Here is a 22,999-nt window from a genome sequence, read left to right as displayed (position 1 = left end):
AACCCGCAGTAGTGGTCGAAAAAACGCGAATTCGCGGATATTTTCAACCACTACTGCGGGTTTGTTTTGTTTTAGGGCAGGAACGGCGCGGTGCCCGTTCCCTGGGCCAGGATGCGCTCCAGCGCCTCAGGTGTTGTGAGATTTTCGCCCAGCAGATTCGGTTTGCCGGCCCCGTGATAATCGGAGGACCCGGTCATGAAAAGGCCGGTTTCCAGCGCAAGCCGACGCAGCCAGGCACGCCCCTCGGGCGGATTGTCCCGGTGTTCGACCTCCAAACCCAGCAGTCCGGCGTCGATCATGTCATGGAAGATTTCCGGCGCAACAACCCGTCCTCTAGCCGAGGCCAGCGGGTGCGCAAAAACGGGGACGCCACCTGCCGCGCGGACCAGTTCCACGGCGTGCACCGGATCCGGGGCGTAGTGGCTGACGAAATAGCGTGAATGGGATGTGAGGATGCTGGCGAAGGCCTCGTTCCGGTCCCCCACGATGCCCGCGGCGACCAGGGCGTCGGCAATGTGCGGGCGGCCAATTGTGGCGCCAGGGGCTACATGGGCGCTGACGTCGTCCCAGCTCAGCGGGTAGTCCTCGGCCAGGCGTTCCACCATGCGTTCGGCACGGGTTAGCCGCGCGTCCTTTGCCTTGGTGATCTCATCCAAGAGGCTGTCATGACTAGGGTCGTGGAGGTAGCAGAGTAGGTGGACGCTGATGCCCTGTGAGGTTTTGCAGGAGATTTCCATGCCTGGAACCAGGCCGACGCCGTGCTGCCGCGCAGCCGTGAGCGCCTCGGTCCAGCCGTCGGTGGTGTCGTGATCGGTCAGCGCCACAACGTCCAGACGAGCCTTCGCTGCGGCCGCGAGCAGTTCTGCCGGGGGCTGCGTGCCGTCGGAAATATTTGAGTGGGCGTGCAAATCGATTCTCACATTCCAAGCGTACGTCGCTTGCGCCCACGTGGCTGAATCACCGGGCCGCGGCGCTTCTTTGTCCCTTTGCGCCCTCGGTGGGAGACTTAAGGGGTGAACCAGACTGAGCAATCCTCCGCGCACCCCGACCACTCAAGCGATCAGCCCCTCGAGGAGCGCGTGAACAACCGTTCGCAGCGCCCCGACTCTGACGCTTTCCGGACCTTCATGGCTTCCAGCTGGGCGCCGTCGTCCACTGAACTCCCCGCCCGAGCCGAGGTGGCAGACCATGCCGCCCGCCGCCGTCGTGCGATTTCCGAGCAGTTCAAGACCGAACGCCTTGTCATCCCGGCGGGCCCGTTGAAGGTCCGCTCCAACGACTGCGATTACCGCTTCCGCCCCCACTCCGGCTTCGCGCACCTAACCGGGCTGGGCGTTGACCACGAGCCCGACGCCGTGCTCGTCATGGACCCCGTTGCCGAAGGTGAAGGGGACGACGGCGGCCATCACCGCGCCACTCTCTACTTCCGTCCCATGGCCGGCCGCGACACGAAGGCGTTTTACGCCGATGCCCGCAGCGGCGAGTTCTGGATTGGCCGCCGCCCCACCTTGGCAGAATTCCAGGCCCAGCTTGGCCTGCCCACCGCCGATGTCACCGACCTTGAGGTGGCCATCACCAAGAACGTTGGCGAGACGTCCGTGGGTGGCACGTCCATCCGTTTGGTGCGTAAGGTCGACGAGAACATCGACGCTCTCGTGGATACGGCCCGCTACAACACGGCCAAGAACCCTGACGCCGTGGACTTCGGCGCCTTGGATGATCTGGACGGCAAGTTGGCCGAAGCGCTTTCCGAGCTGCGCCTGATCAAGGACGCCTGGGAAATCGAGCAGATGAAGGTTGCCGTTGCGGCCACCATCAGCGGCTTCGAAGACATCGTGAAGGCCCTGCCGCGCGCGGTTGCCCACAAGCGCGGCGAACGCGTTGTTGAGGGTGCGTTCTTTGCCCGTGCTCGCGAAGACGGCAACGAACTCGGCTACGACACCATTGCCGCCGGCGGTAACAACGCCACCGTGCTGCATTGGAACCGCAACACCGGAACCGTCAATGAGGGCGAATTGCTGCTCGTGGACGCCGGCGTTGAGGCCGATTCCCTCTACACGGCTGACATCACCCGCACGATTCCGGTCAAGGGAACGTACTCGGATGTTCAGCGCAAGATCTACCAGGCGGTCTTGGACGCAGCCGACGCCGCGTTTGCCGTGGCCGTCCCGGGCCGCAAGTTCCGCGAGGTGCACACTGCCGCCATGGAGGTTTTGGCTGACCGTCTGGCTGCTTGGGGCCTGCTGCCCGTCACGGCATCCGTTGCGCTCTCCCCCGAGGGCCAGCAGCACCGCCGCTGGATGCCGCACGGCACCAGCCACCACCTCGGCCTTGACGTGCACGATTGCGCCCAGGCCCGCGCCGAGCTGTACCTCGATGGCGTCATCACCGAGGGCATGGTCTTCACGATCGAGCCCGGCCTGTACTTCAAGGACGAGGACCTGGCCATTCCGGCCGAGTTCCGCGGCAACGGCGTGCGCATCGAGGACGATATCCTCATCACCGCCAACGGCCCCGTCAACTTGAGCGCCGCACTCCCCCGCAAGCCGGAGGAAGTGGAAGCCTGGATGGCTAAGCTCTCCGCCTAGCCCCCTGGTATCTGTGTCGCACTTGTTGCACCGATTTCACCCGGAAAGGGTGTTTTTCGTGTAATAAGTGCGACACAGTTCGTTAAGGACGACGGCGGCACTCGCCTACCCCTCGATGAGTGCCTTGAGCGCCGCGACGTGTTCCTGGTACGCCGCCTTTCCATGGGCCGTCAGCGCCACCCATGTCTTGACCCTGCCCCGTCCCGTGGGCTTGCTCAGCGTCACGTACCCGGCTTCTTCCAGCACCTTGAGTTGCTTGCTGGCCACGGAATCGGCCACCTCCAGCATGTCTCGGATGACGCCAAATTCGGCCTGTTCCACTGTGCTGAGAAAAGCGCAGATCCGCAGCCTGTTCGGCGCGTGGATCACCTCGTTCAGTGCGGGTGTCATGGGGCGGTCCGCAGCTGTGTCCGCAAGGCGCCGTCGAAGAGCCGCCCGAATATATTCACGGCCACAAAAACGATGGCCCCGGCCACCCATGCGGGCCAGTCAAGACCCTTCTCGGCGTGAAAATAGTAGGCGCCGCCCATGCTGGCAATCATGGCCACCATCAGCGGCACCGTCCACCAGCTGGCCTTACCCGCCGTGAGGCCATTGATCCACAGTCCAGTCTTCTTCTTGTAGGCCCTCACCAGGATGCCAATGCCTACGAAATACACCACGGTGACGCTGATCATGACCGCGATGTTGCCGATCGTGATGGCGACCACGAACACCGCGACAAGCAGTCCTAGAACTGGGTGGTACCACCACGGTGTCACGAGCCGGTCGGCCGCATTGGCCCGGGCGTCCGCCACAGTAGCCAATGCCTCGCGTGCATCTTGCGCTAATTCGTTTTCCATAGCGGAAAGTCAATGACTTTCCATAGTGGAAAGTCAATAACGGGTACCCTGCTTCCGTCAGCGCCCCAATCAAAAAATGCCGCCGTTCCTGACAATTGCCGCAGTTACAACGGCGGCAATTGTCAGGAACGGCGGCATTTCTGGGCCGAGAACTACTTTTCCGGATTCTCCGGGGTGCTGGGTGCAGCGGGCACTTCTGGATCGCTGGGCGCCTTCGACTCCGGCGACTCTACGCGGATGCCGTACTGCGGGCGGCCGTCCGGCAAATCAGGGAACTGCCCGCGGCGGGGACCGTCCAACGGCGCCTGACCCGGACGGTCGGTATCCTCGGCTGCAGCGGTGGCGTCCGAGCCGGGACCTGCGGCGGCGTATGGATCGTGCCAGCCTTCCGGACGCGTTGGCGCCGGGCCAGAGGCAGCAGGCGGCTGAACTGGCGGCCGGTAACCCTGACCCTGCGCTGCCTGGCCTTGCACGGGGCGCGGGGCGTTGGAGTTCATGGGCAGTTGTGCCAGCAGTCGGCGGGCCTCCCCAGCCACATCAGCGGTGACTATGACGTCGTAGCTGGAGGCCAAAACCTGATTCGTGGATGTGAAATCACGCTTGCCACGCTGGGCGGCGTAGCCAATGATGGCGAACAACATCCACAGGGCAGCGCCCAGCAGGACAGCCGTGAAAACGTTCACGTAGGGGGCGCCGGCGTTACTGGTCGAATCGAAGAACGAGAGCATGACGCCGATGAACAAACCAAACCAGGCACCCGTCATGGCACCGGTCAGAGCCACCCGGGGGTAGCTGAGCTTGCCGGTCACGCGCTCCACAATTTTCAGGTCGTTGCCCACAATAGAAACGTGGCGGACGGGGAACTTCTCGTCCGCCAGGTAATCAACCGCCTTCTGAGCATCAAGGTAGGAAATGTAGGAACCGATTGTTTCGCCCGTGGGGACAAGGCGAGCCTCGTCCAGGGGTCGGGTGCGTCCAAAGAGGTTTGCCATACCCCCATTGTTCACCATGTTCCTGCACGTTGGCTGGAGTATCGCTGGGAGTGAAACGAAGAGTGCGCCACAGCCACAAGATCACCCAGTGGCATTGTTTGGGATATTGCCATATAGGGGAAGTAGCCTGTATCTGTGAGCACTCAACCTACGCGCATTTTTGTCGCACGACTTTTAGGCCTGGACGTCTTTGACCCCAGGGGCGACAGGCTTGGAAAATTGCGGGATGTTGTGGTCCTGGGACGCCGAGCGAACACCGCCCCGCACGCCGTCGGCATTGTGGTGGAGGTGCCCGGCAAGAAGCGCGTTTTTGTGCCTATGACCCGTTTGACGTCCATGGATCAGTCCCAAATCATCTGCACTGGTTTGGTCAATTTGCGCCGCTTCGAGCAGCGTGGCGCCGAGCAGCTGGTGGTCGGCGGTATCTTTGACCGCAAGGTCACCCTTGTCGACGACGGCAGCATTGCCGTCATCGAAGACATCGCCATGGATCAGCAGCGAAATGGCGACTGGCTGATCACCAAGCTTTTTGTCCGCCGCGGTTCCTCCACATCGAGGCTGCGTGGTCTGCGCCGTGGCCACACAATCCTGATCAACTGGTCCGAGGCACACACCGAATCCGCCGCAGAACCGCAAAGCGCCACACACTTTGTTGCCACGCATGAGGACCTCAAGGCGGCCGACTTCGCAGACGCCCTGCAGGAAATGAGCGATAAACGGCGCGTTGAAGTCGCCAGTGAGCTCCAGGATGAGCGTCTGGCAGACATCATGTCCGAGCTCCCCGAGGACGACCAGGTCACGCTGCTGAGCGCCCTGGACAATGAACGTGCCGCAGATGTCCTGGAAGAGATGGATCCCGACGACGCCGCCGACCTCCTGGCCGATCTTCCCCAGGCCAAAGCAGAAGAGCTTCTCCTCCTCATGGAACCCGAGGAAGCCAAGGACGTCCGCCGGCTCCTGCAGTATGAAGAAGGTACCGCCGGTGCGCTCATGACGCCCGTCCCGGTCATCCTGCCACCGGAAGCCACGGTGGCAGAGGCACTGGCCCACGTTCGTAGCGAGGACCTTTCCCCGGCCCTGGCCTCGGCGATTTTCATTTGCCGTCCTCCGCTGGAAACTCCAACGGGCCGTTTTTTGGGTGTTGTGCATATCCAGCAATTACTCCGCAGCGCTCCCCCGGAACAACTGGGTACCATTGTGGACAGAAACTTGAAGCCCGCCTCGGATCAGGATGACATCAGCACTGTCAGCCACATCATGGCTTCCTATAACTTGAACTCACTCCCGGTAGTCAACAAGGAGGGCCGGCTCGTTGGTGCGGTCACCGTCGATGACTTGCTGGATCATCTCTTGCCTGACGACTGGCGCACCCACGAAGATGGCGCACCGTTCAGGAAGCTAGGAGGACGCATTGGCTGAGCGGCATCATGCAAAAGGTGGCGGTCTCGATACCCCCATGGAGTTGAAGTCTCGGCTCCTACCCAACCTCGCCAGCGATCCGGACTTCTTTGGCCGCTTCGCCGAACGTTTTGCCCGCTACATGGGCACGGCAAACTTCCTGCTCTACATGACCGTTTTTGTGGTCATTTGGATCGCCCTCAACGTCATTGGCCTGTTCGGATTGAGATGGGACCCGTACCCATTCATCTTGCTCAACTTGTTTTTCTCCACCCAGGCCTCCTACGCGGCACCCTTGATTCTGCTTGCCCAGAACCGTCAGGATGACCGTGACCGTGTCCAGATTGAACAGGACCGATCCCGCAATGAGCGCAACCTTGCCGACACCGAGTATCTGACGCGTGAGGTGGCAGCCCTGCGCATCTCCCTGCGCGAAGTGGCCACCCGTGACTTTGTCCGCTCAGAGCTGCGCAGCCTCCTCGAGGAATTAATTGCGATCCAGGATGACGACGATGCCAGGGATCCCCGGGACAACGTCCGCAATCCTCCCACCTCCTCCATCAAGTCCGTCTCCGGCAAAAACGGCAAATCAAAGCGACCCACCAATTCCTAAGGCCTGCACCCCATGATCGCCCAGCCCGTACTGCTCGCCGCCCTCGCCACGGTTATCGACCCCGAGCTGCGCCGGCCCATCACGGATTTGGGCATGGTTGAATCGGTTGGCATGAACGACGCCGGCCACGTCACCGCCGTCGTCCGGCTCACCATCGCCGGCTGCCCCCTGCACGAGACCATTACCCGGGATGCTACGGCTGCCCTGGCCAAGCTCGACGGCGTCACGGACGTCACCGTGGATCTCACCGTTATGACGGCCGCGCAACGCGCGGAGCTCAAGGATCGTTTGAAGGGCGGTGCCGCCGATCGCGGCATCCCGTTCAACGCCGAGGATTCACTGACCCGGGTTTACGCCGTGGCCAGCGGCAAGGGTGGCGTCGGTAAGTCAAGCGTGACGGTGAATCTTGCCTGCGCCCTCGCAGCGAAGGGTCTACGAGTTGGCATTGTTGATGCCGACATTTACGGTTTCTCCGTGCCCGGGCTCATGGGTATTACGCAGACCCCCACCCGGGTGGATGAGATGATTTTGCCTCCCGTTGCCCACGACGTAAAAGTCATTTCCATTGGCATGTTCGTTGCGGGCAACCAACCTGTTGCCTGGCGCGGGCCCATGCTGCACCGAGCGCTTGAGCAGTTCCTCGGTGACGTGTACTTTGGCGATCTGGACATCTTACTCCTCGATTTGCCGCCTGGCACCGGAGACATCGCCATTTCGGTGGCGCAACTCCTGCCCAAGGCCGAGATTCTGGTGGTGACCACCCCGCAGGCGGCCGCTGCCGATGTGGCCGAACGGGCCGGAGCCATTGCCGTCCAGACCGGGCAGAAGGTTGCCGGAGTCATCGAGAACATGTCATTTTTGACGTTGCCCGATGGCAGCACCATGGAGGTGTTTGGATCCGGCGGTGGGGACATCCTCTCCAAGCGCCTGAGCCAAACCGTCAACGCGGAGGTGGAACTGCTGGGTCAGATTCCCTTGGACGTGGCCCTGCGTGAAGGCGGCGACGCCGGACTGCCTATAGTGCTATCCGCACCGGAATCACCGGCTGCGCAGGCGTTGATTAGTATTGCCGGAAAGCTCGCCGTTCGTCCGCGAGGCCTGGCCGGCATGAAGCTGGGCGTCACCCCTCGCTAGCAGCACCCCGCACAAAAACGCCGCACCACTTTACGGCCTTAAAACACGAACGCCGCATCAGCAGGTGATGCGGCGTTCGTGAAAATACGCCGTAAAGTGATGCGGCGTTGAGAAAAGGGGTGGGAACTAGTTACGTGGCTTCGACGTCGAACGGGGCGCGCTGACCTTCGGCCAGACGTTCAATCTCGGGTGCTGCCGGAACGGACTCGCCGTTCGCATTAAGTTCCTTGGCCTTGAGCTCTTCCTTGCCCATCATGGAGGCAATAGCCGCGCCCGGGGCCATCTTAAGTGAGTTCAGCTTTTCGACGTCATCGTCATCCAGCAACGCCTCGCGAATGATGCGGCGGGGATCGTATTGGCGGGGGTCGTACTTCTTCCAATCGATGTCATCGATATCAACCCCGGCCTCTTCCTTAATGGTTTCGCGCGCGCCGGAAGCCATCTTGCGCACCTCGCGGATGAGGTTCTTCAGCTTCTCCAGGTAGCCCGGGAGCCGGGTGGGGCCAATGACCAAGACTGCCAATATGACAATGAGGATCAGCTCAGGGGTATTGATACCAAACACGTTAGGAAGATTACCCTCTCAACACTCAAAGCAACGATTCCTAGCGGTAACGCTCGAAAGTATTTAGCTTATTGACGCGGACACGACGACCTGGCAGTTTCGAGAACGTTGGCAGCCAGAGCAAAAGTCTAGCGTGCGCCGGCGATTCGTGGCAGAGACAGCAACGGCTTTCGCGCAGGGCGCAGTTCTTTTGCCTTGCCGGATCCCCTGCCCGAACCCTTGCCCAACTCCCGGCCAGGCGCCCTGTCGGCCAGTGATTCGCGCAACATGGCACGCCCGCGGTGAATGCGAGAACGCACCGTGCCGAGCTTGATGTTCAGGGCATGCGCCACCTCGTCGTAGGAGAGGCCTTCCATATCGCACAGCACCACGGCGGCACGGAAGTCTGGTGGCAACGCTTCCAAGGCGGCGGCAATGTCCCGGTCAAGGTTGTTGAATTCGAAGGTGCGCTCGGGGCCCGGATCGTTTCCGGGAAGGCGTGCGGCGGCGTCTTCGGAGAGAGCATCAAAGCGGATCCGCTGCTTGCGTCGCGCCTGGTCCAGGAACAGATTCGTGGTGATGCGGTGCAGCCAGCCGTCAAGGGTGCCCGGCTTGAAGTTGGCGAGGGACTTGAAGACGCGCACAAATACCTCTTGGGTGAGGTCCTCGGCGTCGTACCTATTGCCCGTCAAGCGAAACGCGAGCCTGAAAACCTTTGCCGAATGGTTGGTGACAACCTCATCCCACGACGGCGTGACCCACTCTGTGGACGCGGTGGCCTGACCTTGGGCTGCTTCAGCAGGACGAAACGCGGAGCCGACGGCTGGGTTCATCGCTGCACCTCGCTTCTACTCTTCCCCTTGACGGGACATACAGTGGCGGGAAATCCAGTGACTGGTAATACACAGGAATACATCCCTTGAGTCCACTCAGTGTGCCAAACAAAGCTGACATTTTGCTGAACGGTTACGGCGGGGTCTCCCGGCGTGCAGGCAGTAGGCTAGAGCTAGTCACCGCAACAGTTTAGGAAATACCACCCATGAGCGCCGATAAATCCACCAGCTGGTCCTATACAGAGGGCCTACCCGTGGAAGATAGTGTCCTGCGACGTGCCCGCGAACGTTCACACGAGCTGGGCCTGTTCGCCGTGAGCCCGGGAGTCGCGGCAACGCTGACGGTCCTTGCTGCCACGTCCAAGGCACAAACAGCCGTGGAGGTCGGCACCGGTGCTGGCGTGTCCGGCGTCGCCCTCCTGCGCGGTTTGGGCCCGCGCGCAGTGCTCACAACCATCGATCCGGACATCGACCATTTGCGGGCCGCTCGCGAGGCGTTTACGGAATCGGGCTCCCCCGCCAACCGCACCCGCACCATTTCCGGCCGCGGGCAGGATGTCCTCCCTCGTCTGACCGATGAAGCTTACGATCTGGTATTCATCGACGCCGACAAGCCCAGCTTCCCTGAATATGTTGAGCAGGGCATCAGGTTGCTGAAGTCCGGTGGCCTGTTGATCATCAACGACGCACTGGACAAGGACCGTGTTTCCGACCCGGCCATCCGCGAAAGCAGCACCGTGGTGCTGCGCCGGGTTGGCAAGATGATCCGCGAGAACGAGTCAATGGTCAGCGCCATGCTGCCGACCGGCGATGGCCTGCTGCTGGCCGTCAAGCGCTGAGCCAACTAACGCCACGCCAAGCAAAAGAACCGGCGGGACAGCTTGAGCTGTTCCGCCGGTTCTTTGTTTAAGGCTAAAGTGCGGACCTTATTCGGTCACGCCTACCAAGCACTCCTTGAGGCTTGCTGCCTCATCTGCATTCATCTCGACTACGAGCCGTCCGCCACCTTCCAATGGCAGTCGAAGGATCAGGCTCCGACCTTCTTTAGTCACTTCCATTGGACCGTCGCCGGTCCTCGGTTTCATGGCTGCCATCAGGAGTTCCCCTTTTCGTAGTGCATTCACGCCGCGCCTGAGTTTTCCTCATCGCGGCGTTTGATGTTGTCTTGCTCACAGCCTATTATTCCGTATGTGAGGGCCCGGGTGCTAATCGGCGCGTTCTTCGACGAGTCACCGGAGCACGTTTTTTGACATCTAGCTACCGATTGGTAACCTCACCTGTCTCTTAGGCCCGTCCCTTAGGGTGGCCACGCCTGACCGGTGCTAATGGCGGAAAACTGCCAGAGCCAGACAACCCACACAATCTGCAGGGTAGAGAACATCACCAAGACAGTCCAACGGTACGCCCGTGACCGTGAAATGAAGGCGGCCGCCAACGCCAGCGGGAACAGCGGAAGCAGCATACGGAACGTGCTCGATTGCGGATGCAGCACGGCCAGCAAATACAGCAGGTACATGGCGCACCAGATCCGCAACTCAAGGCCGATCCGCCGCACCGCCTTCGAGTTCAGGTACAGTGCCACCAGCACAACAAACAGCACGGGCAGCACCGGTCCCCACAGTGGTCCCACCAAGTCAACACCGGCGTCGAACCAGGGCTTGAAAAGCACCAGTTTCGAGCCGCGCCAGGCGGTTTCAGTGTCGGTGTAGGCGGTACGTTCACCCGTCACCCACCACGCAATCAGCATCCATGCGAAGGCCATGATCCCGCTGGCGACCAGCAGCACCGCACCGGCTACTAGGTCCCGCCGCGGGAAAGGATCGCGCCTCCGCCACCGCAGCACTAGATGAACAAGAACGACGGCGGCAAACGGCACTCCTGCCGGTCGCGAAAGGCACAGCAGCACCACCATGGGCAACGCCGCCCAGTACTTGCCCCTGACGAGCAGGTGCAGCGCCGCCGCAAGGAAGAGGACGCCCAGCGATTCCGCATAGGGAACCTGCAATATGGGCGAAATGGGGAACATGGCGAAGAAGGCCACTCCCCACAACACTGTCCCGGGGGAGGCAAAGTTTCTGAACAGGACGTAGATCATCAACGCCGCGCCCAACCCTGCTGTCGTGGCAACAATGGCACCGGCGGCCGGCCAGCCGAGCCCCGTGACGGCACTCAACCCGCGGGCCAACAACGGGAACACCGGGTAGAACGCCCACTGGTTAGCTTGGGCCGTGCCATTCTCGTTCCGCGGAATGGAGGTGGGGTAGCCGCCGTCGAAAATTCTCTCGTACCAGCCGGCATCCCAGCGGTCGATGAACGTCAGGTAGTCGGGCTGCCGTCCACCCCAGGGCGACTCCTCGGCATGCCATGCAGCACCCAGCAAGATGGCAAAGCTGACGATTCGCGCCCCGACATACAGCAGGGTTACCTTCAGCCACCACGGAGCCCGGCGCAGGGGTGCCAGCAGCCGGCGCACAGCCGCGTACAACGCATCGTTGATGGTGCCGCTGGCAGCCCGCCCCGCTAAGGAATCCCCCGTGTTATCGCCGCTCACCGTCAACGCGGTTCCGTGCCGCCAGCCAGCCAACAGTCGTGCTGGTGATCGTTGACGATGCCGATGGCCTGCATCATGGCGTAGGCAGTTGTCGGCCCCACGAACGCGAAGCCATACTTCTTCAGGGTCTTGGCAAGGGCTTTGGACTCGACCGTTTGAGCCGGAACCGGTTCACCCGCCAGCCTGGCCGCCGGGGCGTGGCCGGCAATCAAGGAACCAAGAGTTACGCCGTCCGGAAGCGCCAACATGGCCTTGGCATTGCCGATCGTGGCATTGATCTTCAGGCGGTTGCGCACAATCGAGGCATCGGCCATGAGCCGGTCAAAATCCTCTGGCCCAAACTCGGCAACGGCCGCGGGGTCAAAGTTGGAGAAAGCTGCCCTAAAAGACTCTCGCTTGCGCAAGATGGTGATCCAGCTAAGCCCGGATTGGAAAGCTTCAAGGCTCAGCCGTTCAAACAGTTCGGCCTCGCCGGTTACCGGACGGCCCCATTCGGTGTCGTGGTATCGCTGGTACAGCTCATCGTTTTCAAGTCCGGGCCAGGCGCAGCGGATCTTGCCATCACTGCTCACGGAGGTCTCCGACGTCGTGCGTTCCGGCGGCGGGCGTGACAGACGCGGGCGTGACGGCGGCCAAAGCTTCCAACTCAGCAATGCGCAGGTTCTTGGCAGCCAGCTCATCGCGCAACCCGTCGAGGACCTCGTCCACCTGATCCATCCGGTAGCCGCGCAAGCCCAACGAAAAACGCAACCGGTCAACATCGGCGGGCACTGGCGCACCCGGCAACAGCACCGGTGGGAGGTTCGCCACCGGAGGTGCCAGGGCGTCGTCATACACAGGAGCGCGCGTGGAAGCGTCAGCGGCTGGCTTGTTGAGCCCCACCACGTAAAACGCGGCCACTGCGGCCAGTATCACGGCAAGAAAGATCAGGAAATAGGTCACAGGTACATGGTGCCAGATGCGCAGCGGCTTGGCGTGTTATGCACTCATCCCTCCTGCGCGGCGACCCTGTCCCCGGCCTTGCCGGACATGACAAGTTCCACGGCTTCTTCGGCCGTGTCGGCTAGGGAGATGATGTTTAGATCTCCCGGCGAAACCAGCCCCTCGGCGACCATGACGTCTCGGATCCAGTCGAGCAAGGGTCCCCAGAACGTCCTGTCGACGAGGACTATGGGGAACTGGACCACCTTGCTTGTCTGCACCAGGACCATGGCTTCAAACAACTCATCGAGGGTTCCAAGTCCGCCGGGCAACACAATAAAACCTTGGGCGTATTTGACGAACATGGTCTTGCGGGCGAAGAAGTAGCGGAAGTCGACGCCTAGGCCGACCCATTCGTTCATGCCCTGTTCAAAGGGGAGCTCGATGCCCAAGCCAATGGACAGTCCCCCGGCCTCCGCGGCGCCGCGGTTGGCAGCCTCCATTGAACCTGGGCCGCCGCCGGTAATGACGGCAACGCCGGCTTCCACCAAACGCCGGCCCACCTCCATGCCGGTGGCGTAGTACGGGGATTCGGGCTTGGTGCGGGCAGAGCCAAAGACGCTGATGGCCGGGCCGACCTCGGCGAGGGCCTGAAAACCCTGGACGAATTCGCTTTGGATGCGCATCACTCGCCACGGGTCGGTGTGGGTGAAGTCGCTGCTGCGCGGTGTCTCAAGGAGCCTTGCGTCTGCGGTCTCATGGATAGCACCATTTTTTCGCCACGCACCAAAGCCCTTAATCGGGGAATTGGCGGGGCCGCTGGATCCTGTAGGTGCACTCATGCCCCCAAGGGTACGCGATCAACCGCCGTGTCCAGTGTCACAACATCTCGTTACCGTTACGATCCACACCGACATGGCCGAAACCTTTACTGTCCCTCGGAAATGTCGATAGATTCGATCCATGACAAATCCCGCACATGCTCCTGCGCTCGTGGAGCTAAAAGCTGTCAATAAACACTACGGCTCCCTCCATGTGCTTCAAGAAATTAACTTAGAGGTCGCCAAGGGCGAAGTTCTGGTTGTCATTGGTCCTTCCGGCTCCGGCAAATCAACACTGTGCCGCACCATCAATCGGCTGGAGACCATCGATACCGGGTCCATCACCATTGATGGCAAGGAACTCCCCAAGGAAGGCAAGCAGCTTGCAAACCTGCGCGCCGACGTCGGCATGGTGTTCCAGTCCTTTAACCTGTTTGCACACAAGACCATCCTGGAAAATGTCACCCTCGGCCCCATCAAGGTCAAGGGCATGAGCAAGACCGACGCCGACAAGCTCGCCTTGAGCCTGTTGGAACGAGTGGGTGTTGGGCACCAGGCAGCCAAGCTGCCCGCCCAGCTTTCCGGTGGGCAGCAACAGCGCGTCGCAATTGCACGGGCCTTGGCAATGAAGCCAAAGGTCATGCTGTTCGATGAGCCCACCAGCGCCCTTGACCCCGAAATGATCAATGAGGTCCTGGATGTCATGGTCGAGTTGGCCAAGGAAGGCATGACCATGGTGGTTGTCACCCACGAGATGGGCTTTGCCCGCAAGGCTGCCGATCGGGTCATCTTCATGGCGGACGGTCAGATTGTTGAAGAAGCCACTCCGGAGGAATTCTTCACCAATCCGCAGACGCCGCGCGCCAAGGACTTCCTCTCGAAGATCCTGACCAACGGATAGTCACCCCTCACAGAATTCCGGCTATTCCAGCCACTCATTACACCGGCCGTATCTGGCCGATTATGAAAGGAACCTCCCTTGAAAAAGTTCTTTAGCAAGACAACTCTCGGCTTCGCCGCACTACTGACGGCATCGGCCCTAGCCATGACCGGTTGTGGTGGTGGCGACACCACTGGCGGCGAGTCCGCCGGCGGAGACGCCCCCGCATTTGAGGTAGCGAAGGATGTTGCCCTGACAGGCAGCCCCACCTTTGACGCAATCAAGTCCTCCGGGAAAATCCGGATCGGTGTCAAGGAAGACCAGCCCGGCTTGGGCTACCTCGATGCCGCAACGGGTGAGCGCACAGGCTTCGATATTCAGATCGCAACCTGGATGGCAGCCTCCTTGGGCGTAGCCGCAGACAAGATTGAATTCAAGGCAATCCCGTCAGCCAACCGCGAGACCGCACTGGCCAATGGCGACGTTGACCTCTACGTAGGTACCTACTCCATCAACGACAAGCGCAAGAAGCTCGTCGACTTCGCCGGCCCGTACTTCATCACCGGTCAGGGCCTTTTGGTGGCCAAGGACAATACCACCATCACGAGTGAGAAGGATCTGGACGGCAAGAAGGTTTGCTCCGCCACGGGCTCCACACCCTTCCAAAATATCAAGGAAAACTTCCCGAAGGCAGACCCGATCAGCTTCGACATTTACTCCAAGTGTGTTGAGGCACTCACGAGCGGCACTGTCGATACGGTCACTACCGACCAGGCCATCCTGTTGGGCTTCGCTTCCCAGAACCCGGACAAGTTGAAGGTTGTTGGTGAGCCGTTCACAGTTGAGAAGTACGGCGTTGGCATGAAGTTGGGCGATACGGCTCTGCGTACGTTCCTGAACAAGACGCTCACCGATGGTGGCGCAACGTGGACCAAGATCTACGATGCAACCTTGGGCCTCTCGGGCACCAAGGTTGAGCAGCCCGCGGTCGACCAGTACTAAAACCCGCCAGTGGTGGTGTTGCGCCAGCCCATGGCAGGCACAACACCACCACTTCGTCCTCTCTAATTCACTGAAAGCGACACTGGCCTGTGAATGTAATTACTGATAACAGCGAGCTGTTTCTCAACGGGTTCAAGAACACCGGAATCCTGTTCATTTTTTCGGCGATCTTTTCCCTGATCCTTGGCACCATTGTGGCGGGCATGAGGGTCTCCCCTGCCCCTGCCATGCGGGCAGCTGGCACCTTATATGTCAACGCCGTCCGCAACACGCCACTGACACTTATCCTGGCGTTCTTTGCCTTGGGCTACCCAAAGCTGGGACTGCCGCACATCGATTTCATGAATGCCGCCATCATCGGCCTTTCGCTCTACACCGCCACGTACGTATCCGAGGCCATCCGTTCCGGCATCAACACGGTGTCAGTGGGCCAGTCCGAGGCTGCTCGGGCCATCGGCCTTCCCTTTATGCAGACGTTGAGCCTGATAGTGCTGCCCCAGGCATTCCGCTCGGTAGTGCCGCCGCTGTTCAGCGTGTTCATCGCGTTGTTGAAGAACACCACGGTTGCCGCCGGATTCTCGGTCTTGGAAGCAGGCGCCATCCGGGCCACCCTCAGCGACCTCGGCGAACCGCTGTTGCCCGGTTTGTTGTGGGTTGCCCTGATCTTTGTGGTGCTTGTTTTGGGCATTTTGTCACCGCTGCAACGCTACCTTGAGAAGAAGTGGAAGGTGGCGCGATGAGTGCTGTACTTTTTGACGTGCCCGGCCCCAAGGCCCGCACCCGCAACGTCTACCTGAACATCGTCACAGTCATTGTCGTTGTCGGCGTCATTGCCTTCATCCTGTTCCGGTTCAATGAATCGGGGCAATTTACGGCCAAGAAGTGGGAGATCTTCACCTTCCCACGCGTTCAGGAAATGTTCTTGACGGTCATCGGCGCCACGCTGAAGGCTTTCGCCGTGGCGGCTGTGGGCAGCCTGGTGCTCGGCATTATTCTGGCCTTCGGCCGGCTTGCCGACACCAAATGGGTCCGGATCCCGTGCTACTGGTTCACGGAACTCTTCCGTGCCGTACCACTGCTAATCCTGATGATGATCATGTACTACGGTCTCCCTTCGGCCGGGGTCAAGGGCATCACACCCTTTATCGCCGTGGTGGTTGGCTTGATCCTGTACAACGGATCCGTGCTGGCGGAAGTATTCCGCGCCGGCATTGAGTCGTTGCCCAAGGGACAACGTGAGGCCGGTCTGGCCATCGGGTTGTCCAACGGCCAGGTACTGCGAACCATCCTGCTGCCGCAGGCAGTCCGCGCTATGCTTCCGGTCATTATTGCCCAGCTCGTGGTCATCATGAAAGACACCGCGCTTGGCTTCCTGATCACCTACAACGAGATCCTGTACTACGCGAACTTCCTGGGATCCCAGGGTCAGTACGGTTCGCCAGTGGTCCCGGCACTCATGGTCGCGGCAGTCATCTACGTCGGTTTGTGCTTGATCCTCTCCGGAATTGCCAAGTACACCGAATACAAGATGTCTTCCCGCGTGAAGGTCGTCAAGGCCAAGGCTGGCATCGCCGGCTGATTCCAGCTTCCCGCCAGTACGACGGCGGGAGGTTACCTTTTCATCGAAAAGGTAACCTCCCGCCGTCGTCCTTTTAACGCGCCTTAGGCGAGCCAGCGGGTCAGGGCAGCCAGGCACTCACGGATGGCGTCAGCGTGGACGTGTTCGTTGTCGCTGTGCGCCAAGAGTGCATCGCCGGGCCCAAAGTTAACGGCCGGAATACCCATCTCACTGAGGCGGGCAACGTCTGTCCAGCCGTACTTGGGCAGGGGTTCGCGGCCCACGGCGGCAACAAACGACGCCGCGGCAGGAGCGTTCAACCCAGGACGTGCGCCCGCCGAGAAATCCGTGCGCACCAGGTCAAAACCGTCCAGCAACTCACGAACGTGCGCCTCGGCCTGATCCGGACTCTTATCCGGGGCGAAGCGGTAGTTGATTTCCACAACACACAGATCCGGAATCACGTTTCCGGCGGTGCCGCCATGGACCTTGACCGCGTTCAACGATTCGCGGTAGTCCAGTCCGTCAACGTTGATCGTGGCCGGTTCATAGGCGGCAAGTCGAGCCAGGATCGGGGCGGCTGCGTGGATGGCGTTCTCCCCCATCCACGCACGGGCCGAATGCGCCGCCTTCCCGCGGGTGGTGGCCTCAAAACGGATGGTGCCATTGCAACCGCCCTCAACCGTGCCGTTGGTGGGCTCCAGCAGAATGCCGAAATCGGCGTCGAGCAGCTCCCGGTTCTCCCGCACCAGGCGTCCCAATCCACTCTTGACCGCGGCAACTTCCTCGTGATCGTAAAAGATAAAGGTGATGTCCTTGGTGGGTTCGGTCATCGTGGCGGCTAGGGCCAGCTGCACTGCGACGCCGCCCTTCATGTCCGTGGCGCCGCGGCCGTAGAGAACCTCACCGTCCCAGCTACTCGGGACCGTGCCCCGCGATCCGGGCGTGGTGGGCAGCGGCACCGTGTCTAGGTGCCCCGCCAGAATCACGCGCTCGGCTCGGCCCAGCTCGGTCCGGGCCACGATCGAATCCCCATTGCGGGTGACGGACAAGTGCGGCAGGGCACGCAGGGCCACCTCAACGGCGTCGGCTATGGCCTGCTCATTGGCGGAGACACTCTCGATGTCCATCAGGGCCGCCGTCAAAAGCGCCACATCTTGCGTCAAATCAAGAACGACGGCGGCGGCTCCCCTGAGGGCACCTGACTCACGTGGCTGGGGCTTGGGTTGGGCGGCGGCACTGGTGGAGTTGGTCATTGGGTCAGTTTACCGGCGTTTGAAAACGTCAAAAGATTTCTCAAAGACATTCCAATCCGCTTCCCTAGGGGCTCCGAAGTACTACCTGACAGCCCACCGTTGCAGATCAGCATTTGAGAAGCGACACGGGAGAAGCACCACGGAATCCTTCCGCCTTCACACTACGGAGAATCATCATGAACGTTACCCAGAAGTTTGGAACCCGTAAGAGCATCACCATGGGACTTGGCCTCTTGGCCGTCGCAGCCTTGGGCTTGACGTCCTGTAGCTCAGCGACAACTCCCAGCGCTTCCTCTGAGGCACCGATGGCTACCTCGGCTCCGGCCCCGGCAACCAGCGCAGCCATGGCCCCGGCGTCAGATCTGGTTGGCTCGGGCTGTGCAGCTTACGCAGCAGCCGTTCCCGACGGTGCAGGCTCGGTTGCCGGCATGGCCGCCGATCCCGTTGCCACAGCAGCTTCAAACAACCCGCTGTTGAAGACCCTGACGGCAGCCGTGTCAGGCCAGTTGAACAAGGATGTCAACTTGGTTGACACGCTGAACTCCGGCGACTTCACAGTCTTCGCACCTGTTGACGATGCCTTCGCCAAGATCCCGGCAGAAACCATCGAGGGTCTGAAGACCGACTCCGACACGCTGACCTCCATCCTGACCTACCATGTGGTCCCCGGCCAGTTGGCACCGAGCGATGTTGCCGGTGAGCACCCAACGGCTCAGGGAAGCAACCTTGAAGTCACCGGAAGCGGAGACGACCTGATGGTCAACGGCGCTAAGGTCATCTGCGGTGGCGTCAAGACCGCCAACGCCACGGTCTACCTCATCGACACCGTGCTGATGCCGCCGGCCAAGAAGTAACACTCGGCGACAACAAATAATAAGCAACACAACTGAGAAGGAATGGGCTCATGGGCACGGACCGTGGCAAGGTAGACACCATGCGTTTACCTTGGATGCGGTCCGTGGAGCCTTTGGCACCACCAACCCATGAGGACCTGATCCGCCTCGTCGCCCTTGGCGACGAGGCGGCCTTCGAAGAACTCTACGATGCAGTGGCACCACGGGTCTACGGACTGGTGCGACGCGTAGTTAGAGACCCGGCCCAGAGCCAGGAAGTCACACAAGAAGTCTTCGTCGACGTCTGGACACAAGCTTCGCGCTTTGATGCGGATAGAGGCAAGGCCATGTCGTGGATTCTTGTTATAGCCCATCGACGGGCCGTTGACAGAGTCCGGGCCAGCCAAGCCAGCGCAGACCGGGACCTGCGACAAGGCATCAAGGAGTTTCAAGAGAGTTACGACGACGTCGCCGACACCGTGGAAACACAGATGGAAGGCGAACGAGTCCGAAAGGCTCTCGAGACTCTCACAGACCCGCAACGGGAAGCTATCAGCCTGGCCTACTACGGTGGATACACACATCAAGAAGTGGCAGAGCTACTCAAAATCCCGGTCGGAACTGTAAAAACAAGAATTCGAGACGGCATGATCAGGCTCAGGGACAAGTTAGGGGTGGCGTGATGGAAAAACAATTGCATTTACTGACCGGCTCCTACGCCTTGAACTCCCTCACCAATGGTGAGCGTAGCGACTTTGAACGACATGCCCTCACCGATCCACAAACATTGGAGGAGGTGCGCAGTCTCAGCGAGACGGCTGCCCTCCTGGCCTACGGAACACTCGAGGAAACCCCGCCACCGGCTTTGAAGGCTGATGTCATGGCAGCGATCCGCAATACCCGCCAGCTCCCTGCAAGTTCGGTGGTGCGGGATATCTCCTCGGCCCGCAGCGCAAAGGCGAGATCTCAGGGTGGGGCTTCAGAGCGCCGTCGTTGGGTCCCCGCTCTCAGCGTCGCGGCAGCACTGGCAATCTTTGCTGGCGTTGGCGTCGGCGGTTGGGTAGCTGGCCAAAACTCCTCAGAACAGGACATCAAGGAGCAACTGGTCGCCTCACAGGCACAACAGGAAGCCATGCTGGCGATCATGAGTTCCCCTGACGCCCAAATCGCAACCACTCCGCTCTCCGATGGCGGAACGGTGACAGTTGCCTCCTCGGGCAAGGCCAACAAAGCTGCCGTCATGGTCAACGACATGCCGCCACTGCCAGATGGCAAGACCTACGAACTCTGGTTCATCTCGGCCGCCGGCGCCGTGCCAGCAGGATTGATGGACAGCCCCACAGCACCCGCAATGCAACTTCTCAACGGTGAAATGGGCGGGGCAACCCACGTTGGCATCACGGTGGAGCCAGCCGGCGGTTCGGAGAAACCCACCACAACACCGATCTTGGTACAGGAAATCTAGAATCCTTCACCCTCCGGAGCAATCCGGAGGGTGTTTGGCTCCGAAGTACCAACAAGTACTTCTACCGGCTATTCTGCGGTAGCCAATAAAGAGTTCAAAGGAGCCTCCCATGGGCAAGCGAAGCACCGAGTTCAAAAAGCAGGACTGGCGCGGCCTAGGCATTGGAGCCCTGACCGGGGTCATTTCTGCAGGAGTCCTCTTCGCCATAGCCGAACTGGTTGCGGCGTTCTTTGGGCCGGTGGCTTCACCGCTGACGTCCGTTGGTTCAACATTCATCGACTTCACGCCTGGCTGGCTGAAAAACTTTGCGATCGCCACCTTCGGCACGAATGACAAAATGGTGCTGTTGCTCTCCATGGGGATTGCGGCCGCCGCGCTTTCGGCCGTCGCCGGAATAGTGGCACGGAAATCCCTCCGTACCGCCATGGGCATGGTCCTCGCCTTCGCCATAGTCATGGCGGCCTGCATCATTACCCGCTCAGGCGCCGGACCCTTCGATCTCTTGCCCCTCCTGCTTGGAACGGCCGCCGGATTGTGGGCCCTGCGTTTCCTCAGCTCCACGGAATCAAAGGCGGAAGAAGCCAATATCACCGATGAGGCCCGGTCCTCGCACCCCGTCGCCCCTAGCCGCCGGATCTTCCTCATCAAGTCGGCAACCTTGGCCGGAGTGGCCGTAGTGGCCGGTCTTGGTGGCAGCGTACTTTCCGCAACACGGAACACGGCCAGGGCCTTTCGAGAGGCCTTAAAACTTCCCACACCGAAGGTCAGGGCGGCCGCCCTGCCAGCCGGCGTACAAGCGCCCGTGGACGGCGTGACCCCGTTCGTTACCCCCAACGAGGACTTCTACCGCATCGATACGGCCTTGATCGTGCCGGAGATCGATCCGGAGTCCTGGGAACTGCGGGTCCACGGCATGGTGGAAGAAGAATTCAGCATCACCTTCGATGAACTCTTGAAATCGGAGCTGATTGAATCTCATGTAACCCTGACCTGTGTTTCCAATGTTGTGGGCGGAAATCTAGCCGGCAACGCCAAATGGCTAGGATTCCCCTTGCGGGAGGTTTTGGCCCGTGCGAAGCCAAAAGACGGTGCCGACATGGTCCTCTCCACGAGCAGCGACGGGTTCAGTGCCTCAACTCCCCTACCCGTCCTCCAAGACGACCGGGACGCCATGTTGGCGATCGGCATGAACGGCGAACCGCTGCCGCTGGAACACGGTTTTCCTGTCCGAATGGTGGTCCCCGGACTGTACGGTTTTGTTTCGGCAACCAAGTGGGTCGTCGATCTGGAGGTCACAACCTTTGCGGAGAAGGCCGGTTACTGGACGTCCCGCGGGTGGTCCTCGCACGGACCGATTAAGACAGCCTCCCGGGTTGAGGTGCCTCGCGCATTCGGCCGGATCCCGGCCGGAAAGGTATCCATCGGCGGCAGTGCCTGGGCCCAGACCAAAGGCATCTCTAAAGTGGAGATCCAGCTGGACGACGGCGCTTGGCAGCAGGCCACGCTGGCCGCCGAAGCCTCGGTGGACACGTGGCGCCAGTGGTCTTACATCTGGAACGACGCTCCTGCCGGCAACCACAAGGTGCGTGTACGCGCCTACGACACCGCTGGTGAGCTTCAGATTGAGGATCAGGCACCCCCGGAGCCGGACGGTTCCACCGGTTGGCACTCCATCAACTTCACGGTCACCTAAACTGTGTCCAGCGCTGGTAGCAGATGTTGGGGACCCGGGGCTGCCTCGATAGACTGGGGCCATGACTGAATCTGCGACGTTGACCGACCGTTCCGCCCATGGCTTTGGCCTTGCCACCATCACAGATTCCGGCACCGTGCTGGACGTCTGGTTCCCCGCACCCTCTCTGGGCGTCGCCGCTGACGCCTTGGGCAAGGCTCCCGAGGCCAGCCCTGAACTGACCGCACTGGCCGAATCCGGCACCGACGCCGCCCGTGGCGTGCACCAGAGCGTTGTCTTTGCCCAGATTAACCTCGACGCCGAACCCGCCGACGCCGTCGACGCCTACCTTCGCCTGCACCTGCTCTCACACCGCTTGGTTGCCCCCAACAGCATCAATCTGGACGGCGTCTTCGGCAAGCTCAGTAACGTCGTCTGGACCAACTTCGGTCCGGCCGCCGTCGAAGGTTTTGAACTCACTCGCGCCAAGCTCCGTGCGCGCGGTCCGGTGACCGTCTACTCCGTCGACAAGTTCCCGCGCATGGTCGACTACGTCATCCCCGCCGGCGTGCGTGTTGCCGACGCCGACCGCGTCCGCCTCGGCGCGCACCTGGCCGAGGGCACCACCGTCATGCACGAGGGCTTCGTGAACTTTAATGCCGGAACCCTCGGCACCTCCATGGTTGAGGGCCGCATCTCCGCCGGAGTTGTTGTAGGCAACGGCACCGATGTTGGTGGCGGCGCCTCCATCATGGGCACCCTGTCCGGCGGCGGCACGCAGCGAATCACCCTGGGCGAGCGTGTACTGCTCGGCGCCAACTCCGGCGTCGGCATCAGCATCGGCGACGACTCCGTGGTCGAGGCTGGCCTGTACGTCACAGCCGGCACCCGGGTGCGGGTTTTGGGCCCCAAGAACGACGACGGCGACGACACCACCGTGATCGTCAAGGCCAGCGAACTCTCCGGAGTGGCGAACCTTTTGTTCCGCCGCAACTCCACAACGGGTGAGGTAGAGGTGCTTCCTCGCCTCGGCACCACCGTTGCCCTGAACGAAAGCCTGCATGCTAACTAATCACCTGCTTACCGCAGTTGCATA

The 22,999-nt window shown here is 61.1% G+C and carries 26 protein-coding genes; 14 read left to right on the top strand and 12 right to left on the bottom strand.

All coding sequences use genetic code 11. The features are described from left to right. Positions 1-71: 71 nt before the first annotated feature. Positions 72-920, bottom strand: a complete 849-nt coding sequence (locus tag ACP7B9_RS02300; RefSeq protein ID WP_425860376.1) for a PHP domain-containing protein — start codon at positions 918-920, stop codon at positions 72-74. A 93-nt stretch (positions 921-1,013) separates the two neighbouring features. On the opposite strand from ACP7B9_RS02300, the gene ACP7B9_RS02295 reads away from it, so the two are divergent. Next, positions 1,014-2,588 carry an aminopeptidase P family protein gene (locus ACP7B9_RS02295; protein ID WP_425860374.1) on the top strand — a complete coding sequence of 525 codons (1,575 nt, stop codon included), beginning with the start codon at positions 1,014-1,016 and terminating at the stop codon, positions 2,586-2,588. Between the two features lie 105 nt (positions 2,589-2,693). On the opposite strand, the gene ACP7B9_RS02290 is transcribed toward ACP7B9_RS02295, so the two are convergent. The 3 genes from ACP7B9_RS02290 to ACP7B9_RS02280 form a co-directional block, all read right to left on the bottom strand. Continuing rightward, positions 2,694-2,978, bottom strand: a complete 285-nt coding sequence (locus ACP7B9_RS02290; protein ID WP_425860372.1) for a transcriptional regulator — start codon at positions 2,976-2,978, stop codon at positions 2,694-2,696. Next, entirely contained in the window at positions 2,975-3,430 is a 456-nt protein-coding gene (locus ACP7B9_RS02285; protein WP_425860370.1) for a hypothetical protein, read from the bottom strand. The genes ACP7B9_RS02290 and ACP7B9_RS02285 overlap by 4 nt, the downstream gene beginning before the upstream one ends. Before the next feature lie 152 nt (positions 3,431-3,582). Beyond that, positions 3,583-4,422 carry a general stress protein gene (locus ACP7B9_RS02280; protein ID WP_425860368.1) on the bottom strand — a complete coding sequence of 280 codons (840 nt, stop codon included), beginning with the start codon at positions 4,420-4,422 and terminating at the stop codon, positions 3,583-3,585. 135 nt (positions 4,423-4,557) lie between these two features. Here ACP7B9_RS02280 and ACP7B9_RS02275 point away from each other — a divergent pair, with 135 nt between their 5' ends. The 3 genes from ACP7B9_RS02275 to ACP7B9_RS02265 are packed head-to-tail and all read left to right on the top strand — an operon-like array spanning position 4,558 to position 7,567. Beyond that, positions 4,558-5,841: a magnesium transporter MgtE N-terminal domain-containing protein gene (locus tag ACP7B9_RS02275; protein ID WP_425860366.1), complete on the top strand. Its 1,284-nt coding sequence runs from the start codon at positions 4,558-4,560 to the stop codon at positions 5,839-5,841. Between the two features lie 37 nt (positions 5,842-5,878). After that, positions 5,879-6,433 (top strand): DUF1003 domain-containing protein, encoded by a 555-nt coding sequence (locus tag ACP7B9_RS02270; RefSeq protein ID WP_425860724.1) that lies wholly within the window; start codon positions 5,879-5,881, stop codon positions 6,431-6,433. A 12-nt stretch (positions 6,434-6,445) separates the two neighbouring features. Continuing rightward, positions 6,446-7,567 carry an Mrp/NBP35 family ATP-binding protein gene (locus ACP7B9_RS02265; RefSeq protein WP_425860364.1) on the top strand — a complete coding sequence of 374 codons (1,122 nt, stop codon included), beginning with the start codon at positions 6,446-6,448 and terminating at the stop codon, positions 7,565-7,567. Positions 7,568-7,697: 130 nt separating this feature from the next. On the opposite strand, the gene ACP7B9_RS02260 is transcribed toward ACP7B9_RS02265, so the two are convergent. Both ACP7B9_RS02260 and sigE read right to left on the bottom strand, forming a co-directional pair. Continuing rightward, complete coding sequence (locus ACP7B9_RS02260; RefSeq protein ID WP_425860362.1) at positions 7,698-8,132, bottom strand: Sec-independent protein translocase TatB; 435 nt, start codon at positions 8,130-8,132, stop codon at positions 7,698-7,700. Between the two features lie 128 nt (positions 8,133-8,260). Continuing rightward, entirely contained in the window at positions 8,261-8,944 is a 684-nt protein-coding gene (sigE, locus tag ACP7B9_RS02255; RefSeq protein ID WP_425860360.1) for an RNA polymerase sigma factor SigE, read from the bottom strand. A 206-nt stretch (positions 8,945-9,150) separates the two neighbouring features. Between sigE and ACP7B9_RS02250 the strand changes: the two genes are divergently transcribed. Next, positions 9,151-9,783 (top strand): O-methyltransferase, encoded by a 633-nt coding sequence (locus ACP7B9_RS02250; RefSeq protein WP_425860358.1) that lies wholly within the window; start codon positions 9,151-9,153, stop codon positions 9,781-9,783. 87 nt (positions 9,784-9,870) lie between these two features. On the opposite strand, the gene ACP7B9_RS02245 is transcribed toward ACP7B9_RS02250, so the two are convergent. From ACP7B9_RS02245 to ACP7B9_RS02225, 5 genes are all read right to left on the bottom strand, one after another. Beyond that, a complete protein-coding gene (locus ACP7B9_RS02245) occupies positions 9,871-10,038 on the bottom strand; it encodes a DUF3117 domain-containing protein (protein ID WP_110485976.1) in 168 nt (55 codons plus the stop codon). A 203-nt stretch (positions 10,039-10,241) separates the two neighbouring features. Then, positions 10,242-11,495, bottom strand: a complete 1,254-nt coding sequence (locus ACP7B9_RS02240; RefSeq protein ID WP_425860356.1) for a hypothetical protein — start codon at positions 11,493-11,495, stop codon at positions 10,242-10,244. 2 nt (positions 11,496-11,497) lie between these two features. Then, complete coding sequence (locus ACP7B9_RS02235; protein ID WP_425860355.1) at positions 11,498-12,067, bottom strand: DNA-3-methyladenine glycosylase I; 570 nt, start codon at positions 12,065-12,067, stop codon at positions 11,498-11,500. Next, positions 12,057-12,437 (bottom strand): DivIVA domain-containing protein, encoded by a 381-nt coding sequence (locus tag ACP7B9_RS02230; RefSeq protein WP_425860353.1) that lies wholly within the window; start codon positions 12,435-12,437, stop codon positions 12,057-12,059. The genes ACP7B9_RS02235 and ACP7B9_RS02230 overlap by 11 nt, the downstream gene beginning before the upstream one ends. Before the next feature lie 44 nt (positions 12,438-12,481). Further along, on the bottom strand, positions 12,482-13,258 hold the full coding sequence (locus ACP7B9_RS02225) for a TIGR00730 family Rossman fold protein (protein WP_425860351.1): 777 nt from the start codon (positions 13,256-13,258) through the stop codon (positions 12,482-12,484). 121 nt (positions 13,259-13,379) lie between these two features. Between ACP7B9_RS02225 and ACP7B9_RS02220 the strand changes: the two genes are divergently transcribed. The 4 genes from ACP7B9_RS02220 to ACP7B9_RS02205 all read left to right on the top strand — a co-directional run bounded on the left by ACP7B9_RS02220 (position 13,380) and on the right by ACP7B9_RS02205 (position 16,698). Then, positions 13,380-14,138 carry an amino acid ABC transporter ATP-binding protein gene (locus tag ACP7B9_RS02220; RefSeq protein WP_425860349.1) on the top strand — a complete coding sequence of 253 codons (759 nt, stop codon included), beginning with the start codon at positions 13,380-13,382 and terminating at the stop codon, positions 14,136-14,138. A gap of 144 nt (positions 14,139-14,282) precedes the next feature. Then, complete coding sequence (locus ACP7B9_RS02215) at positions 14,283-15,119, top strand: glutamate ABC transporter substrate-binding protein (protein WP_425860722.1); 837 nt, start codon at positions 14,283-14,285, stop codon at positions 15,117-15,119. 89 nt (positions 15,120-15,208) lie between these two features. Then, on the top strand, positions 15,209-15,859 hold the full coding sequence (locus tag ACP7B9_RS02210) for an amino acid ABC transporter permease (RefSeq protein WP_425860348.1): 651 nt from the start codon (positions 15,209-15,211) through the stop codon (positions 15,857-15,859). Continuing rightward, positions 15,856-16,698, top strand: coding sequence for an amino acid ABC transporter permease (locus tag ACP7B9_RS02205; protein ID WP_425860346.1), 843 nt, complete (start codon positions 15,856-15,858; stop codon positions 16,696-16,698). The genes ACP7B9_RS02210 and ACP7B9_RS02205 overlap by 4 nt, the downstream gene beginning before the upstream one ends. 83 nt (positions 16,699-16,781) lie before the next feature. On the opposite strand, the gene dapE is transcribed toward ACP7B9_RS02205, so the two are convergent. Then, complete coding sequence (dapE, locus tag ACP7B9_RS02200) at positions 16,782-17,933, bottom strand: succinyl-diaminopimelate desuccinylase (RefSeq protein WP_425860344.1); 1,152 nt, start codon at positions 17,931-17,933, stop codon at positions 16,782-16,784. 176 nt (positions 17,934-18,109) lie between these two features. Between dapE and ACP7B9_RS02195 the strand changes: the two genes are divergently transcribed. The 5 genes from ACP7B9_RS02195 to dapD all read left to right on the top strand — a co-directional run bounded on the left by ACP7B9_RS02195 (position 18,110) and on the right by dapD (position 22,975). Continuing rightward, complete coding sequence (locus ACP7B9_RS02195) at positions 18,110-18,787, top strand: fasciclin domain-containing protein (RefSeq protein WP_425860342.1); 678 nt, start codon at positions 18,110-18,112, stop codon at positions 18,785-18,787. Between the two features lie 50 nt (positions 18,788-18,837). Then, positions 18,838-19,449: an ECF RNA polymerase sigma factor SigK gene (gene sigK / locus ACP7B9_RS02190; RefSeq protein ID WP_425860334.1), complete on the top strand. Its 612-nt coding sequence runs from the start codon at positions 18,838-18,840 to the stop codon at positions 19,447-19,449. Then, positions 19,449-20,231 carry an anti-sigma factor gene (locus ACP7B9_RS02185; protein WP_425860332.1) on the top strand — a complete coding sequence of 261 codons (783 nt, stop codon included), beginning with the start codon at positions 19,449-19,451 and terminating at the stop codon, positions 20,229-20,231. The genes sigK and ACP7B9_RS02185 overlap by 1 nt, the downstream gene beginning before the upstream one ends. A 109-nt stretch (positions 20,232-20,340) precedes the next feature. Continuing rightward, on the top strand, positions 20,341-21,924 hold the full coding sequence (locus tag ACP7B9_RS02180; protein ID WP_425860331.1) for a molybdopterin-dependent oxidoreductase: 1,584 nt from the start codon (positions 20,341-20,343) through the stop codon (positions 21,922-21,924). A 61-nt stretch (positions 21,925-21,985) separates the two neighbouring features. Continuing rightward, positions 21,986-22,975 carry a 2,3,4,5-tetrahydropyridine-2,6-dicarboxylate N-succinyltransferase gene (gene dapD, locus ACP7B9_RS02175; protein ID WP_425860329.1) on the top strand — a complete coding sequence of 330 codons (990 nt, stop codon included), beginning with the start codon at positions 21,986-21,988 and terminating at the stop codon, positions 22,973-22,975. The last annotated feature ends 24 nt before the right edge of the window (positions 22,976-22,999 follow it).

The organism is Arthrobacter sp. TWP1-1, assembly GCF_049897845.1.
Classification (GTDB): Bacteria; Actinomycetota; Actinomycetes; order Actinomycetales; family Micrococcaceae; genus Specibacter.
Note: the sequence above shows the minus strand (reverse complement) of the source record. Positions and strands in the feature narration are given on the sequence as shown.